The sequence below is a fragment of the Acetobacter oeni genome (assembly GCF_011516825.1).
Classification (GTDB): Bacteria; Pseudomonadota; Alphaproteobacteria; order Acetobacterales; family Acetobacteraceae; genus Acetobacter; species Acetobacter oeni.
In genome coordinates, this window is sequence record NZ_WOTA01000013.1 from 80,668 (window position 1) to 97,370 (window position 16,703).

At 60.1% G+C, this 16,703-nt stretch carries 14 protein-coding genes; 5 read left to right on the forward strand and 9 right to left on the reverse strand.

Annotation, left to right across the window (positions count from 1 at the left end):
• Positions 1 to 32 precede the first annotated feature (32 nt).
• On the reverse strand, positions 33 to 695 hold the full coding sequence (locus tag GOB90_RS10205; RefSeq protein WP_146890988.1) for a hypothetical protein: 663 nt from the start codon (positions 693 to 695) through the stop codon (positions 33 to 35).
• 226 nt (positions 696 to 921) lie between these two features.
• On the opposite strand from GOB90_RS10205, the gene purU reads away from it, so the two are divergent.
• On the forward strand, positions 922 to 1,812 hold the full coding sequence (gene purU, locus GOB90_RS10210; protein ID WP_146890985.1) for a formyltetrahydrofolate deformylase: 891 nt from the start codon (positions 922 to 924) through the stop codon (positions 1,810 to 1,812).
• A 158-nt stretch (positions 1,813 to 1,970) separates the two neighbouring features.
• Here purU and GOB90_RS10215 read toward each other — a convergent pair whose 3' ends face one another.
• From GOB90_RS10215 to mutM, 8 genes are all read right to left on the reverse strand, one after another.
• Positions 1,971 to 3,080, reverse strand: a complete 1,110-nt coding sequence (locus GOB90_RS10215) for an anhydro-N-acetylmuramic acid kinase (protein WP_146891014.1) — start codon at positions 3,078 to 3,080, stop codon at positions 1,971 to 1,973.
• 82 nt (positions 3,081 to 3,162) lie between these two features.
• Entirely contained in the window at positions 3,163 to 3,546 is a 384-nt protein-coding gene (locus GOB90_RS10220) for a hypothetical protein (RefSeq protein WP_173572034.1), read from the reverse strand.
• A 125-nt stretch (positions 3,547 to 3,671) separates the two neighbouring features.
• Positions 3,672 to 6,113: a DNA topoisomerase (ATP-hydrolyzing) subunit B gene (gene gyrB / locus GOB90_RS10225; RefSeq protein WP_146890981.1), complete on the reverse strand. Its 2,442-nt coding sequence runs from the start codon at positions 6,111 to 6,113 to the stop codon at positions 3,672 to 3,674.
• A 151-nt stretch (positions 6,114 to 6,264) separates the two neighbouring features.
• Positions 6,265 to 7,449 (reverse strand): DNA replication/repair protein RecF, encoded by a 1,185-nt coding sequence (gene recF, locus GOB90_RS10230; protein ID WP_173572035.1) that lies wholly within the window; start codon positions 7,447 to 7,449, stop codon positions 6,265 to 6,267.
• Positions 7,450 to 7,490: 41 nt separating this feature from the next.
• Entirely contained in the window at positions 7,491 to 8,615 is a 1,125-nt protein-coding gene (gene dnaN, locus GOB90_RS10235; protein ID WP_146890978.1) for a DNA polymerase III subunit beta, read from the reverse strand.
• Between the two features lie 249 nt (positions 8,616 to 8,864).
• Positions 8,865 to 10,313, reverse strand: a complete 1,449-nt coding sequence (gene dnaA, locus GOB90_RS10240) for a chromosomal replication initiator protein DnaA (RefSeq protein WP_373322139.1) — start codon at positions 10,311 to 10,313, stop codon at positions 8,865 to 8,867.
• A gap of 544 nt (positions 10,314 to 10,857) precedes the next feature.
• Positions 10,858 to 11,127, reverse strand: coding sequence for a 30S ribosomal protein S20 (rpsT, locus tag GOB90_RS10245; RefSeq protein ID WP_146890972.1), 270 nt, complete (start codon positions 11,125 to 11,127; stop codon positions 10,858 to 10,860).
• A gap of 179 nt (positions 11,128 to 11,306) precedes the next feature.
• Positions 11,307 to 12,164, reverse strand: a complete 858-nt coding sequence (gene mutM / locus GOB90_RS10250; protein ID WP_146890969.1) for a bifunctional DNA-formamidopyrimidine glycosylase/DNA-(apurinic or apyrimidinic site) lyase — start codon at positions 12,162 to 12,164, stop codon at positions 11,307 to 11,309.
• A 28-nt stretch (positions 12,165 to 12,192) separates the two neighbouring features.
• On the opposite strand from mutM, the gene GOB90_RS10255 reads away from it, so the two are divergent.
• The 4 genes from GOB90_RS10255 to GOB90_RS10270 all read left to right on the forward strand — a co-directional run bounded on the left by GOB90_RS10255 (position 12,193) and on the right by GOB90_RS10270 (position 16,694).
• The gene (locus GOB90_RS10255; protein WP_146890966.1) at positions 12,193 to 12,987 is read left to right on the forward strand and encodes a class I SAM-dependent methyltransferase; all 795 of its coding nucleotides are present in this window, start codon (positions 12,193 to 12,195) and stop codon (positions 12,985 to 12,987) included.
• 6 nt (positions 12,988 to 12,993) lie between these two features.
• Positions 12,994 to 14,310 carry a bifunctional phosphopantothenoylcysteine decarboxylase/phosphopantothenate--cysteine ligase CoaBC gene (gene coaBC, locus GOB90_RS10260; protein WP_146890963.1) on the forward strand — a complete coding sequence of 439 codons (1,317 nt, stop codon included), beginning with the start codon at positions 12,994 to 12,996 and terminating at the stop codon, positions 14,308 to 14,310.
• 68 nt (positions 14,311 to 14,378) lie between these two features.
• Positions 14,379 to 14,834 (forward strand): dUTP diphosphatase, encoded by a 456-nt coding sequence (gene dut, locus GOB90_RS10265; RefSeq protein ID WP_146890959.1) that lies wholly within the window; start codon positions 14,379 to 14,381, stop codon positions 14,832 to 14,834.
• Positions 14,835 to 14,930: 96 nt separating this feature from the next.
• Entirely contained in the window at positions 14,931 to 16,694 is a 1,764-nt protein-coding gene (locus tag GOB90_RS10270) for an ABC transporter permease subunit (RefSeq protein WP_146890957.1), read from the forward strand.
• Positions 16,695 to 16,703: the final 9 nt, after the last annotated feature.

The window sequence follows — 16,703 nt, forward strand, 5'->3', positions numbered from 1 at the left end:
GCTTTCAGGCCCGGACAGCCGGCAAAACGGACTCAGTAAAACTGGAGGCCGCTGATCTCCATTTCCGGGTCCAGGTAGTATGGGACATAGAATGTCGGCGTGGCGGAGGTTGTTATGCTGTTGATTCCCGTTGGCGGCGTGGCTGGTTTGACGCCACTGGCGGCGAGGCAGGTGTAGAGTGTGCTGCGCAGTTTACCGTCGGCGAGGCCTGTCTGATGTGTGTTGCGGAACAGGTCTTCGGCGTAGGGTTTGCAGGCGGTCGGGGTATGGCTGAGTTTATCCGCGATCTGCTTCTCGCGATAGGCGGCCACCTGAGCGTCGGTCAGCCAGACACGCAGATAGTCCGGGGATGACGGATCGAGCCAGAGGGCCCGCCAGCTTGTCGGGCCACCTTTGAGGCGTGTGACGGCGATTCCTTCTTCCTTTGAACCGTCGGCGCGGGTGAGTGTGCCGTGGCAGGCCATGACCTGATAATGCGAACCGAACAGGGACCCGCGGGTGGTGCCGTTGCTGAAGGCGGTGGCCTGGCCCGGAGTGGCTGTTCCTGTGACATCGGGCAGGGGAGACGGGCTGCTGGCTATTGAGACGATGGCAGCCCCGATATCGGGTTCGGCGCAATAATTCTTTAGCGGATCGACGGTATAGGAGCATCCGGTAACGAGGAGGGCCGCGAGGACTGTGAGGCGGGATTTCATGGTCTGGACTCGCTGTGTGAGTCGTTCGCCGCCGGATCGGGATGCGCCCGGGCCGGGGCGTAACGAGCGATTGGTGTTCGTGCCTGGCATGGCGGGTGTTTCTCTGCAATGCCCTGGATCAATTCAGGTCTGATAAGGCGCGGCGGCGCGGCGTGGACGGGGCGGACGGGCTTCTGTATTTCGGGGCACTGCTGTCCTGAAACCGGTTTCTGAGGTGAGGAATTTTATGTCTGCTGCATCTGTAGGCGGTGCCGTGACCGCGGGCGACTTTCGCACGCTGACGCTGAGCTGTGTGAACCGGCCTGGCATCGTGGCGGCGATTGCGCAGAAACTGTTTGAGCTGGGCACGAACATGACGGAGGCGCAGCAGTTTGACGATACGGAGAGTGGCCGGTTTTTTATGCGGGTTGTATTCAGCCCTTTTGACGGATGGGAGCCGTCACGCCTGATACCGGAGATGGCGGCGCTGGCGGCTGAGTTCGGCATGACGTGGACGATAAAAGAGAACGCGCGCCCGACGCGGGTGATGCTGCTGGTCTCAAAGTTCGATCACTGTCTTGTTGATCTGCTGTATCGGTGGCGCGTTGGCGAGCTTGCGATTGAGCCGGTCGGGATTATCGCCAATCATCCTGCCGCAGCTTATGCCGACGTCGATTTTGGCGGGATTCCGTTTCACTATCTGCCCGTGACGGCGGCGACGAAGGCGCAACAGGAAGCCCGGATTCTTCAGCTTGTGGAAGACAGCGGCACGGAGCTGGTGGTTCTGGCGCGGTATATGCAGATTCTGTCCAATGAGATGGCACTGCAACTGTCGGGACGCTGCATCAATATCCATCACTCATTTCTGCCCGGATTCAAGGGGGCCAGGCCGTATCATCAGGCCTATGCGCGGGGCGTGAAACTGATTGGTGCGACCGCGCATTTCGTGACGCATGATCTCGATGAAGGACCGATTATCGAGCAGGATGTGGAGCGGATCAGCCACGCGGATACGCCGGAGGATCTGATCCGCAAGGGGCGCGACATTGAGCGGCGGGTTCTGGCGCGGGCGGTGCGGTATTATACCGAGCAGCGGGCGATCCTGAACGGGCGGAAGGCGATTGTTTTTCTGGATTAGCGAGAGAGAGAGAGGCGTGTCACTGGTTTTTCTGTAACAGTGAGCTCCCTGCCCGGTTTTTGTGATTTCCGGGATGCTTCATGGCGAGCGGCGTTCCTGCCGGCGTAACCGGTCTCTGTCGGGATCAGGTAAGTCTGAAACGAATTTCACCTCATTTTTCAGACACCGCCAAAGAGCCATTCCGGAATGGGAGAAAGACCGATGCAGGTGAGGCGTCCCCCCGACCGCATATCCGGAGTGCCCGTGATCATCGGTGCTGAGAGCGGAAGTTTTCTAAGAACACGCACGGCAAGGAAACCAAAGCACTGCGCCTCAAGTGCGTCACCATCCCAGCCGATACTGTCAATGGATTCTACCGGGACTTCCAGCGCGTGTCTCAGCCCGTTCATGAGAGAAGGATTGTGTCGCCCGCCGCCGCAGATGTACCATATAGCCGGTTTAGCGGGCAGAGGCGTCCGGCGGACGGCCTCCACGGTGAAGGCCGCCAGTGTCGCGGCGCCGTCTTCAGGCGTGCAGTCCGCGATGATGTCGAGTGCAGAGATAAAAGTCTGACGATCAAGTGATTTGGGGGCCGGACGGGAAAAGTATGGATTATCGAGCATCTGCTCCAGCAGGGTATGGTTGACCTTGCCGGCCCGGGCCAGTTGTCCATCGAAATCACAGGCTCTGCCGGTGTGCCGAAAAGCCCAGTCATCAAGCAGAGCGTTACCTGGACCGGTATCACAGGCACAGATTGTGTGGTCGGCACCGATGAATGTCATATTTGCGACACCGCCAATGTTAAGCACGGCGAGAGGTTTCGGTGCTTTGCCGAGGATCGCTGCGTGATACCAGGGGACTAACGGAGCGCCTTCCCCGCCGGCAGCGACATCCGCGCTGCGGAAGTCATGGACGACCGGCAGCCCGGTTTCACGCGACATTCTGACGGCATCTCCAATCTGCCAGGTTCTGTGGCAGTCGGGCATGTGCAGAATTGTCTGACCGTGAAAGCCGATGAGATCGATGTCGGGTATGATGAGGCGGAGTTGCTGAACTGCTTCGATGTGCCGAAAGGTGATTAACTGTTCCACGCTTATCAGTTCAGGATCGTCCTGAGTGAGTGAGGCGCTGCGATCCAGGAGATCACGCATTCTGCTTCGAAGATGTGGTTCATAGGGCAGGCTCAGGCTGGGGCCACAGGTTTCTGTTCTCTCACCGTCAGTGCGGATGACCGCGGCATCCACGCCATCGAGAGACGTGCCACTCATGAGACCTATGACGGTCAGCATCGTCATCCGCTTTGCTCCTGAAGTAAGGTGGATTGAGGTGACTGCTCCCGGACGGAATTTAACTCCGGCAGATTTATGACCTTTATCTGATCTGCTCTGTCAGAGAACGGAATTTGGCCTGATCCGACTGTCCGCTGAGGATAAACAGCATATAATAATCGAGATAATGCCTCTTGTTACGGGCGACTTTTGAATAGAACGGATAGACGCTGAACGGGCCTGAATAGCCTGGAGGAACCGGATCTTCGGCCAGGATGCAGCGGGCACGGAAGAGCGGGACATAAATGGCGCCTTCTTCGTTTTCACGTTTTCTGACATGCCAGAGATTTTTACGAAAATCCTTCAGTTTATCGGGAAGGATAAAAATCATTGTTTTTTCAATGAAGGGCTTTGAGAGTTCTGCCGGCTCCAGGTAACGCAGATCGTCGGGCATGTCGCAGAAATAGGGATGATCCTGAACGATCATGCTGCGGTCTCCGACGTATCGCTTTGCAGGGGGGAAGGACTGACTGCGCCTGCCCTGTTGACATCATGGCCCCTCCGCCTCAACCTGGCGGAGGGATGACGGAACCCGGCGCCCCGGGCAGTGTATTAAACGTCGAGGTTGGCCACTTTCAGTGCATTTCCGACGATGAAATCGCGGCGGGGTTCAACGACATCTCCCATGAGGGTCGAAAACACCTCGCTGGCCTCTTCAAGATCAGAGATACGGACCTGAAGAAGTGTGCGGACAGCAGGGTCGAGAGTCGTATCCCAAAGCTGCTCATCGTTCATTTCGCCCAGACCTTTGAAGCGGTTGATGGCGAGGCCTTTACGGCCCTGGGCCAGCAGGCGGGCGAAGGCTGTTGACGGGCCGGCAGCGGGAAGTTCCGTACCATTTTCAAGGTGAATAACGATGCCCAGGGCATAATCACGCATCAGACGCGCGGCATTGAGACCGAGCCAGCGGATATCCGTTCCGGCGAAGGTCGTTCTGTCGATCCGGTACATTTCTCCGATGCCACGGACATTACGACCGAGTTCCAGACCTGTATCACTGAGGACGACCTTCCAGCCGCGTTCAGCAGGTTCCGAGGCCTCATCAAGACGTTTCTGCAGATCCGGGACGCAGCTTTGCGCTGTGTCACGGTCGGCGTTGAACACGCCGGCGATGGCGGCCTGTTCGATGACCCAGCCGGGAATACGGTTTGAAAGACGTCCGACGACACTTGCGGCCTCCCGCATGAAGGCGATTTCGCTTTCGCGTTCGTCACCGTTCAGGATGTGGCCATTGCCGAGGGTCAGCGTGGTGTTGCTGAGGGCCTTGTCGAGCAGATAGCGTTCGAGGGCGGCATCATCTTTCAGGTAACGCTCTTCGTTGCCGCGTTTAGCGCGATAAAGCGGCGGCTGAGCGATGTAGAGATAGCCTTTCTCGATGAGTTCTGGCATCTGGCGGAAGAAAAATGTCAGCAGCAATGTGCGGATATGCGAACCGTCCACGTCGGCGTCTGTCATAATGACGATGCGGTGGTAACGGAGCTTTTCGAGAGTAAAGCCACCCTGATCGGCCTCGCCGCGTCCGATGCCGGTGCCCAGGGCTGTAATCAGTGTCCCGATTTCAGCGGAGCCGAGCATACGATCGAAGCGGGCGCGCTCGACATTCAGAATTTTACCTTTCAGAGGCAGGATGGCCTGGAAGCGGCGGTCCCTGCCCTGCTTGGCGGTTCCGCCTGCGGAGTCACCCTCGACGATGAAGATTTCAGCCTTCGAGGGATCGCGTTCCTGGCAGTCAGCGAGTTTCCCCGGGAGCGAGGAAATGTCGAGCACGCCTTTGCGGCGGGTAAGTTCGCGGGCGCGCCGGGCGGCTTCACGGGCCGAAGCGGCATCAAGAACTTTGGCGACGACAACTTTCGCTTCTTTGGGATGAGTTTCGAACCAGTGACCGATCATGTCGGCGGCGGCGGTGTGAACGACCGGCTGCACTTCCGACGAAACGAGTTTGTCCTTGGTCTGGGAAGAGAATTTCGGGTCCGGCACTTTCACGGAAAGCACGGCGGTCAGCCCCTCCCGCATGTCGTCCCCGACGAGCGAGGCGCTGTCTTTCTTTGCGATGCTTTCAGCGTATTTTCCGACGATACGGGTCAGGGCCTGACGGAAACCGGCGAGATGCGAGCCACCGTCACGCTGCGGGATATTGTTTGTAAAACACAGCATCGTTTCGTGATAGCTGTCGTTCCAGGTCAGGGCGAATTCGACCCTGATGCCATTATCCGGGTTTTCGAGACTGCCGTAGATCGGTGGCGTGATGATCGGAGCGCGGGAACGGTCGAGCCATTCCACGAAAGCAATGAGGCCACCGTCGTAATGAAATACTTCCTCGCGAACGGGTTCGGTGCGGGCATCACGCAGAGTAATTTTCATGCCTGAATTGAGGAAAGCCAGTTCGCGCAGGCGGCGTTCAAGAATGGAGAACTCGAAGATCGTCTTCGTGAAGGTCTTTCCACTGGGCATGAATGTGACTTCGGTGCCGCGCTCCTCGTCCGACTGACCGATTTCCACCAGCGGGGCGACACGCTCACCGTGGGCGAAGCGGATCATATGTTCGATGCCGTTACGCCAGATGCGGACTTCCATCCATTCGGACAGCGCGTTGACGACGGCGGCGCCGACGCCGTGGAGGCCACCGGAAACTTTGTAGGAATTCTGGTTGAATTTTCCGCCTGCGTGCAGCTTTGTCAGCACGACTTCGGCAGCGCTGATCCCTTCCTCGTGGTGCATGTCGGTCGGGATACCGCGCCCGTTATCACGCACGGTGACGCTGCCGTCCGCGTTCAGTGTCAGTTCGCAATGAGTGGCGTGGCCGGCCTGCGCCTCATCGACCGCGTTGTCGATGATTTCGAAAGCCATGTGATGCAGACCCGAGCCGTCATCGGTATCACCGATATACATGCCGGGGCGTTTTCGCACGGCATCCAGCCCCCGGAGGACCGAGATTGAGGACGCGCCGTACTCATCATCTCCGGCAGGTGTGGAAGGCGTGGCTGACTCTGTCATTCGAGGCGGGTGCTCCGGTGTTTTCGGACTGGTAAGTCTGTGGGGCTCTTATACTCCTTTTGCGGGAGCGGGGCCAGCTTGCACGCCCTGGAAGCGCGTGATTTTCCGCCGTTTTTTCGCGAAACAGGCCGGTTTGCGGGACGCAGTTCCGTTATGCGGGCCGGGTGATCTCCTGCCCTTCCCCGTCTGAACCGAGGATGCCGTTATGCAGGCGGACGAAAAGAGCATTGTCACGCAGGGGAGCGAAGGGTTCGGGATCGGTTCCGGTCATCAGAACCGGGGTCCGGAAATCGAGCAGCGTGTTCATGAGCGCGGCACGGCGTATGACGTCCAGGTGGACGAGCGGTTCATCGAGAAGCAACATGGGCGCTGTGGTTCCGAGCGAGCCCATCAGGCGGGCGTGGGCCAGAATGACACCTATGAGCAAAGCTTTTTGCTGTCCGGTGCTGGCTTCCGCGGCAAACCGGCCGGTTTGCAGGTCCCGGAGGGCAAAATCGGTGCGGTGGGCACCGAGAGTCGCGTGGCCACGCAGGCGGTCTTTGTCCCGTGCCGCGCGGAGCCGGGCACGGAGCCAGTCTTCGACGGCAAGCGCGGGTTCGGTTTTGAGACGTTCGGCCACGGGACAGATCAGCGAAAGTTGTGCGGACGGAAAAGCACCCGTGGGGTCCGCTCCGGCGGCATTCAGACGCGCGACGAGATCCTGGCGGGCGGCGATAGTCGCGACACCATGACGGGCCATGGCGTCTTCGATACCGGAGAGCCAGGCAGGATCTGTGGATTGCGTTGCAAGGACCCTGTTACGCTGGGCGGTGGCGCGTTCGCAGGCGGCGAGTTCGCGGGCATGGTGCGGAGCCATGGCGACGACGAGGCGATCGAGAAAACGCCTTCTTCCGCTTGCACTTTCCCCGAACAGACGGTCCATCTGCGGGGTAATCCAGACAGCGGAGAGGTAATCGGCTATCGCAGTGCGGGCGCGGAGAGTGGTGCCATTCAGGAGAAATTTACGGGCGCCTTCCTGCTCGGCTTCCATGCCGGTGGCGACATCGAATGCGCCCCGGTCATCGGAGAAGCGGGCTGTGACGCCCCATCCGCTGTCGGCCCTGTCTGTTTCGGAAGAGTGCCTGCGAAGATCGGCGTTACGCGCACCGCGCAGACCACGTCCTGGAGCAAGGAGCGAAAGGGCTTCGAGAAGATTGGTTTTTCCGCTGCCATTATCGCCGGTAATAACGACGGGGGTTCCTGCCGGCTCCCAGGTCAGCCGCTCATAATTACGGAAATTCGTCAGAACGAGGCGGAGAAGGCGCGTCACAGGTTCAGGCCGGATCGCTCCGGCCATGTTTTTACCGGGATGATTAATATCTGCGGCCGGGACGGGTCTCAGACCCGCATCGGCATGAGCACATAGAGTGCTGAGGGGCTGTCAACATCGCGCACAATGGTCGGCGCCGCGCTGTCGGCGAAGACAAATTCGACATCTTTGCTGACCTGGTCGGTGATGTCATTAAGATAACGGGCCTGGAAGCCGATCTCCATGTCTTCGCCGTCATAGGTCACGCGATTGTCGTCAAGTTCTTCTTTTGCCGTGCCCTGGTCGGCGCTGGTAGCGGACAGGATCAGCAGGTCACGCGACAGAGCGAGTTTGACAGGGCGGGAACGCTCCTGACTGATCGCGGCGACGCGGGCGACTGCGTCCGAAAAATCCTTTTTCCCGACGCGTAGTGTCCGGTTATTTCCTGACGGAATAACGCGCTGGTATTCCGGGAAGGTGCCGTCGATCAGCTTGGATGTGAGGGTGATCGACCCGACAGTAAACTGGATGCGGGTATCGGAGACCGAGACATCCACTTCCTCGGGAGCTTCATCAAGAAGTTTCCTGATTTCGCCGATGGTTTTACGGGGGATGATAACGCCGGGCATTCCGGACGCGCCTGCGGGCACTTCTGTTTCAACACGAGCGAGACGATGACCGTCCGTTGCGACGGCACGCAGCAGTCCGCCCGTGTCGCCTTCCGTGACATGCAGATAGATACCATTGAGGTAGTAGCGCGTTTCTTCGGTTGAGATCGCAAAACGCGAGCGGTCTATGAGAGATTTCAGAACCGTGCTGTTCAGTTTGAACTGGTGCGGAAGGTCTCCGGCGACCATGGAGGGAAAATCGTCGACGGACAGGGCATTCAGGCGGGTGGCGTAGCGACCGGCACGCAGATCGAGCTGGGCGTCACCGCCGGGATGGCTGAGTTCGACGTCACTGCCATCGGGGAGCTTGCGGACGATTTCATAGAGAACGGCGGCGGGGGCCGTTGCGGAACCAGGTGTATGGATGGTGGCCGGAAGTTCCTCGACGATGGCGATTTCCATGTCGGTCGCGGTCAGGGCGAGACGACCGTCACGCGCATCGATCAGCACATTGGCCAGGATGGGGATAGTATTCCGCTTTTCCGCGACGCTCTGGATATGAGCGAGAGCCTTGAGCAGAGTGGCACGCTCGGCCGTAAACTTCATCGACGCCTGTTCCTCTGTGGGGCGGACGGGGAGGCCCGCGCCAGCCCGGTCGGTTCTGAGCCGGGCAAAATTTAATGGATGAGTTTAACAGGCCGGGCGCTGGTGGCAAAGGCTGCCCGGAGGCTTTTTTTGGCTTTGTCGGAGCATCTGTTATGGCGACGGGTCATGCAGGAAGACGTGGTGGCAGGCACTCATTTTACCGAAAGGCGGCGCACGCATGGTGGTTGACAGAAGAAACGGCGATCCGGTTCAGCTTTCGAGCATGCGGCGCATGAGTTCGACGTCTTCGGCGAAGGCGGTATCCCGCTCCATCAGTTCGGTGATGCGGGAGACGGCATGCATGACGGTCGTATGATCGCGGTTGCCAAATTTACGGCCAATCTCGGGAAGTGAGCGGCTGGTGAGCTGTTTTGCGAGATACATGGCTACCTGACGCGGGCGGGCGACGGCGCGGGCGCGGCGGGCGGAGGACATATCCGTAAGGCGGATGTTCCAGTGCTCGGCGACCTTGCGCTGAATTTCCTCAATGGTGACGCGACGGTCGTGGGCCTTGAGGAGATCGTGGAGGACTTCCTGGGTGGATTCCAGCGTGATCGGGCGCCCGAAGAGGTTGGCGTGGGCGATCAGGCGATTGAGGGCGCCTTCGAGTTCGCGGACGTTGGTAGTGATTTTATGGGCAAGAAATTCCAGCACTTTCGCCGGGACGGTGACGCCTGATGCGGCGGCTTTGGCTTCCAGGATCGAGATGCGGAGTTCGAAGGTCGTCGCGTGGATGTCGGCGACCATGCCGCAGCCGAGGCGGGTGCGGAGACGGTCTTCGAGGCCGGACAGATCCGAGGGGGATTTGTCGGCGGAAACGACGATCTGACGTCCGGCGTCCACGAGCGCGTTGAAGGTGTGGAAGAACTCTTCCTGTGTGTTGTCCTTGCCGATGAGAAACTGAAGATCATCGATCATCAGGACATCGACGGAGCGGAGCTGATCCTTAAATTCCACCGTGGACTGCGAGCGGATGGCGGCGATGAAGCGGTACATGAACTTTTCAGCGGACATGTAGGCGACGGAAATCCGACCTTCACGCATCAGTTCGGCACCGATGGCATGCATCAGGTGCGTTTTACCCAGGCCGACGCCGCCGTAGAGAAAGAGCGGATTGAAACCGGCGCTGGAGGGCTTTTCCGCAACGCGACGGGCGCAGGCATAGGCGAATTCATTAGGCTTACCGACGATGAAGGTATCGAAGGTGAAGCGCGGGTCAAGCGGGGCGGCCAGATCCGAACGAACATCACCGGAGCGTTCCGGTGTGCGTTCGGCAAGACGGGCCGGGGGCGGTGTGGCCGGAAGGGCCGCCGGCCGGATAGCGGGGGTTTCAGTGCTTTCCTGAGGCGGCGGCGCATCGCCCGGTCGCATGACCTGAAGTTCGACGCGGCGGATCGCCGGGATTTCCTGGTTCCACAGCGCACTCAGACGATCGCCGTACTGGCTGCGCACCCAGTCCCGGAGAAAACGTGTGGGGAGAAGAAGCGTGACTTCGTCGCCGTCAACCGGACCCGGGACGATCTGCTGAAGCCAGGTGCGGTATTCAACGTCACCGACTTCTGATTTCATGCGGGCGGCGATACGGCTCCAGGCGTCGGTCAGAAGGCTGGCAAACCCACCTGCAATGGCCTGTTCAGCGTCTGGCAGGCCGTCATTCACCAATCTCTCAGACTGTGTTGGAACCGGCATCTTCCGCGTGCACCCATTTCCCGGGAGTCGTGACGGACGCGACCTGCTTTACGGCACGCCTCCGTCGACTCCAGTAATCGTTTCTGTTTACAGGCACGCGCCATGAGAGAGCAGCGCCGCCGAAAATTCTTTTGCCAGACCACCCGCGCAAACGGCAGACACAGAAGGCCGGTTGCGGTCTGAATTCCCGCCAGTTCTGCCATCCGCCACTGACCACGATGAGCAGCCAGATGGCCTGCGTCTGTATATCAGGCTGTTCGGAAGAAAGTAGAGCATGGACTCGCGAGGTGCAACGAGATTCTCGACTCGGTTGCGCAATTTACCCGTGGTATTAAACTTCCTGAATAGCCTGGTAATATCTGGTCACGATTTATTCGTTACAAGACATTCTTAAACAAATCAGCCGGAATACCATGATGGTATTCCGGCTGATTTAAACACAAGCGGAATAATACCTGAGCCGCTGAAATCATTAACACTTACGCATCAGATTTCGGCAGCGCCAGATCCGTCTTCACGCAGCGGCGATTGCCTTGACGCGCGAAGACAGCCGCGAAATTTTACGGGCAGCCATGTTGTGGTGAATGACACCCTTGGTGGCGGCGCGCTGGATTTCCGGCTGAGCTGCCTGCAGGGCGGACTTCGCTTCGTCTTTGTTTCCCGACGCGATTGCCGTTTCGACCTTTTTGATAAAGGTCCGCATCCGGGAGATGCGGGCGGTGTTGCGCAGGGTGCGGCGCTCAGTCTGACGGATGCGTTTACGAGCGGATGCGATGTTCGCCATTGTTTTCTGTCTGGTCCAGCAAGATCGATGTGTTGATGCGCAGGCCGTCTGTCCGACGGTTACGCCCGAATAAGGTTGGTTTCTCTAGTCCAGTGCCGGTCCGCACGTCAAGCAGGTTCTCTGACGACTGTGAGCCTGGCGACCCTGCGCGCCTGCCTGCACGGAGTATTCGGTTCGGATCACGATTGCGCCGGTTCCGGCTGCTGACGCGGACAGAAGAAGGTCGAGCGGCCGGACTGCATGATTTTGATGATTCCCGGGCAGGCTTCTTTCCCCTTCCCTTTCGAACATTCGGGACAGGGCTGGCCTGCCCGCCCGTAGACGCGCCAGGCGTGCTGAAAATACCCCAGTTCTCCGTCAGGCTGAACGTAATCGCGCAGACTGGAGCCTCCGGCGGCGATGGCTTCGGTCAGAACGGCGCGAATGGCATGGACGAGGCGACGGATGGCGGGCTTTGTCAGGCTTCCGGCGGGCGTGGCGGGATGGATGCGGGCACGGAACAGGGCTTCGCAAACGTAGATGTTACCGAGCCCGGCGACGACGCGCTGGTCGAGAAGCATCGCTTTGATCGGGGAGCGACGGCCTGCGAGGCTCTCGGCCAGGGTGTCGGCGGTGAAGGCGGGGCTGAGCGGCTCCGGCCCCATGGTCGCGACGAAGCGATGGGACTCTTCTTCGTTCGTGGGCACGAGGTCGATGGCGCCGAAGCGGCGGGGGTCGATGAGACCGAAGCGACGGCCTTCTTCTGTCGTGAACGTGACGTGCTCATGGAGGGTGACGTCGTCGGAAGCGTTCAGGGTGACGCGACCGGACATACCGAGATGCAGCAGCATCGACATGCCGCCGGAGAGTCGCATGAAGATGTATTTGCCGCGGCGGCGGAAACTTTCGATGCGGCGCCCGTTGAGGATTGTTGTCAGGTTCTTCGGGAGGGGCCAGCGGAGGTCGGGCCGGCGGGCGACGGCGGAGGTGATCCGGTGGCCTTCGAGGCTGGCACGCATTCCGCGCATCACGGTTTCGACTTCGGGGAGTTCTGGCATTGCGACAAACACGCTATAGGTCGGCGCTATGACCGACAATGCCTCTTATGAGACTCATGAAACGGCTGACGCTCCGGGCGCGGCTTCCGATAAAACCACGGATTTCGGCTATCGTGCCGTCCCGCTTACCGAGAAGAAGCCTCTGGTGCGGGCGGTGTTCGACAGTGTTGCGAGTCGCTATGATGTGATGAACGACCTGATGTCGCTGGGCGTGCATCGGGTCTGGAAGCGGATGTTCAACGCGCAGCTTGCGCCGCAGCCGGGTCTGTCTCTGCTGGATCTGGCGGGCGGCACGGGCGATGTGACGTTTGGCTGGCTGGCCGGCGGCGGCGGGCCGGCGATCATGACCGATATCAACGAGAAGATGCTGGCTGTAGGTCGTGATCGGGCGATTGCGCGCGGGTATGTGTCCGACCTCTCCTTCTGCGTGGTGGATGCCGAGCAGATTCCGCTGGCGGACCGGTCTGTGGATCGGGTGACAATTTCCTTCGGGCTGCGGAACTGCACGGACAAGCTGGCTGTGCTGAAGGAAGCGCGGCGGGTGCTGAAGCCGGGCGGCCGGTTTATGTGTCTGGAATTCTCTCAGGTGCAGGTTGCGGCTCTGGCGCCTGTTTATGACGTCTGGTCGTTTAAGGTTTTGCCGACGATGGGACAGCTCATCGCGAAGGACCGTGAGAGCTATCAGTATCTGGCAGAAAGCATTCGCATGTTCCCGGATCAGGAGACGCTGGCGGACATGTTCCGCGAGGCCGGGTTCGCGCATGTGAAATATCAGTCGCTGTCCGGCGGGATTGCGGCGATTCACTCCGGCTGGCGGCTCTGATCTTCGATGACGTGGACCGCCGGGAACTCTGATGACGCCTTTCCCGGAACGGCGGCCAAGCGGGTTCTGCTGATCGTCAGCGGGGGGATCGCGGCTTATAAGGCGCTTGAGCTGGTACGTCTGCTGAAGGCGGCGTGTATCGATGTGCGCTGTGTTCTGACGAAGGCGGGGGCGCAGTTTGTGACGCCGCTGTCGTTGCAGGTGCTGAGCGGCGAGCCGGTTGGCGAGGATCTGTTTTCACTGACTGATGAGCAGGAGATGGGGCATATCGCGCTGTCTCGCTCGGCTGATCTTGTGGTGGTGGCGCCCGCGACGGCGAACATTCTGGCGAAGATGGCGCACGGGCTGGCGGATGATCTGGCGACCACGCTGCTTCTGGCGACGGATACGCCGGTGATGGTGGCGCCCGCGATGAATGTTCGCATGTGGGAGCATCCGGCGACGCGGGCTAATATGGCGTTGCTGGCGGATCGGGGCGTGCGGGTAATCGGGCCGGACGAGGGCATGATGGCCTGTGGTGAATTCGGACCGGGACGGTTTGTCGGGCCTGCTGAATTGCGGGATGAGATTCTGGGATGGTTCGGGCAGGATGACGCCCTGAATCCGGCTGATTTCCGGTCGCGGGGCGAGGCCTGGGAGCCTCTGGCCGGGCGAACCGCGCTGGTTACGGCGGGGCCGACACATGAGCCGGTTGATCCTGTGCGGTATCTCGGGAACCGGTCTTCAGGGTTGCAGGGTTATGCGATTGCCTCGGCTCTGGCGGTGCTTGGCGCGCGGGTGACGCTTGTGAGCGGGCCGGTCATGCTGGCCGATCCGGCGGGTGTGGATGTGGTTCGGGTTGAGACCGGGGTGGAGATGGAGCGTGCTGTCCGGACCGCGCTGCCGGTGGATATTGCTGTCTGTGTGGCGGCGGTGGCTGACTGGCGGATAGACGGGGTTTCGGATCGGAAGATTAAAAAGCAGGCCGGGGCGCCGCCTCCGGTGCTGACGCTGGTTTCGAATCCGGATATTCTGGCGATGCTGGCCGCGCCGGGACCGGAACGTCCGGCGCTGGTGGTCGGGTTCGCGGCTGAAACGAATGATGTTGAAGCCGGCGCGATTACCAAGCGGGCGCGTAAGGGATGCGACTGGATTGTGGCGAACGACGTGTCGACCGGTACGAATGTGATGGGTGGCCAGGACAACCGGGTCATTCTGATTACCGAAGACGGGCCGGAGCGCTGGCCATTGCTGGCCAAGACTGATCTGGCGCTGCGGCTGGCGGAGCGGATTGCGGCATGGTTCGGGACGCCGGTCATGGCGACTGGCGGAGACCGGGTTTAGCGCCTGCCGGGCCTGATTTTTCCTGTTCCGGATTTTTCCTGTTTCTGTTGATTTTTGGGAGATTGCGTATGACGGCGCCTCTGATTCCTGTTTCTGTCCGGCGGCTGGCTCATGCGGAGGGGCTTCCCCTGCCCTCTTATGCGACTTCGGGCGCGGCCGGGATGGATCTTCTGGCGGCGGTGACGGGATCGCTGAGTGTATTGCCTGGAGGCCGGGCCATTATTCCGACCGGACTCTGCATTGCGTTACCGCCCGGATATGAGTTGCAGATACGGCCCCGCTCCGGGCTGGCTCTGAAGCACGGGATCACGCTGCCGAATACGCCCGGCACGATCGACGAGGATTATCGCGGTGAGATCTGCGTGATTCTGCTGAATACCGGAACGGAGGTGTTTACGGTCGAGCGCGGGATGCGGATTGCTCAGGCGGTTATCGCGCCGGTGTTTCGGGTTCTGTGGAACGAGGTGGATGATCTGGATGTGACGGAGCGGGGCACGGGCGGGTTTGGCAGTACGGGGCGGTAATCTCCGTCCTGTGCTGAGTGAAAGTGCACTGAGCCTTTGACAACGGAGCCGGGAAAGGGCTCCATTTCACTGTCACAGGCAGAAAACGCGAGAAGCATGAGCGCCTCCGGCAGTCTTTCATCTGAACGTTTTTCGGCGGAAGAGTTACCGCTGTGGTCCGGGGTGCGCCGGCTTACAGGTATTCGGGCGCTGATCTGTCTCCTTTGTCTGGAGATGCTGACCGGCGTGAGTGTGCATCTTCTGGCTGGATCGGATGTGGTTTCCGGCCGGCAGGCGGCGCATCTTTCCCTTATCCGGCTGCCGGACTGCGCGTTGCATACGACACTTCGGATGGCGACGGCTCTTGTCTTATCCTTTATATTTTTAATCTGTTGCGGGTTTGCGCTGGCCGGATCGGAGCGGCTTCGCGAAAACATATTGTCGTTTTCCGATGAATTACGGGCCGTGCCGGTCTGCGGGTTTCTTGTTTTTGTCGCACCACTTTTTTCGATGCTGCTTCCGGGGCATGGTTTTATCGGAGAATGGCTGACATGCGCTTCGGTTTTCCCGGTTCTGGCAGCCCCGATGATGGTGGCGCTTCTGCGGGCCTGGGGAAACGTGCCGGATGACCTTGCCCTGGTGGCACGGGGATTTCGGCTAACGGGGTGGCAGACGTTCTGGCGGCTGGTTGTTCCGGCTGCGATTCCGGCGCTTGTACGTGGAGCGGCGCGGGCGATGCCTTATGCCTGGCTGGCGCTTCTCTGGGCAGAAATCTTCATACGGCATCGGGTAAATTTTGTAGCGCCCGGGTTGGGGGCTTATGTCTCGGCGGCTGCGACGACCGGGGACGGATGGCCGGTGGTCCTGGCGGTGATGGTGATGGTTCTGATTGTTGCCGGATATGACTGGCTTGTTTTCCGTCCTCTTCTGATGTGGTCGGAGCGGTTCGTGACGAAGGACAACGGGCAGGCATTATGTGGGGCTTCGGGAGAGCCATGGGTTTTACGGTTTATACGGCGGGCGCCAGGGATCGGGTGGCTTGGCGGCCATGTTCAGCAGACGGCACGAGCCCTCGGGACTCTCCGGCTTGGGAAAAACCCGGTTGCGGTGGTTTCGGCGGACGTAATCGCGCAACCGGCTGTGTCTGAAACGGCGATGCTGACGGCGCTGTGTACTGCAACGCTGATTTTTTGCTGGCAGCCTCTGATATTTCACATCGGACCGGGCGAGATGACGCGAGTTGTGGCGCTGGGATTTTCAACGCTTCTGCGTGTGCTGGTAATGGTGTTTCTGACGGCGACGATCTGGGTGTTTCCCGGCGTGTGGCTGGGGATGCATCGCGGCGCGGTGATGAAACATATGACGCTTCTGCGGCTTCCGGGCATAGTCCCGACAATCATGCTGTTTCCGCTTGTGGCTGCCTTGATCACGACATTCCGGCTTTCATCCGGGTTCTGGCTGATGCCGCTTCTGGTGCTCGGGCCGCAGTGGTTTCTGGCGACAAGGCTGGTGGAGAGTGTCGCCTCATTTCCGAAAGGATTATTCGAGGCGGCGCGGGCTTACAATATTCGCGGCTGGATGTGGTGGCGATCGGTTGTATTGCCGGGTCTTGGCGAAGGGTGGCTGGCCGGTGCGCGGGCGGCATTTTTCGGGGCGTGGAATCTGGCGATTGCGGCGGAGTTTGTGCGCTGGGGGGATGTGAGGCTGATTTCGGACGGTCTGGGGTCTTATATCGCGGAAGCAATGGAAGGCGGGGATGCTGTGCGGGCGGCATTCGGCGTGATGGTGATGACGGCGTTTGCCGCGTTTTTCGATGCGCTGGTCTGGACGCCGCTGGCGGCGTGGGTGCGCCGGCGAACGACGGGGGTGACGGTGGGATAAAGGTGGCGG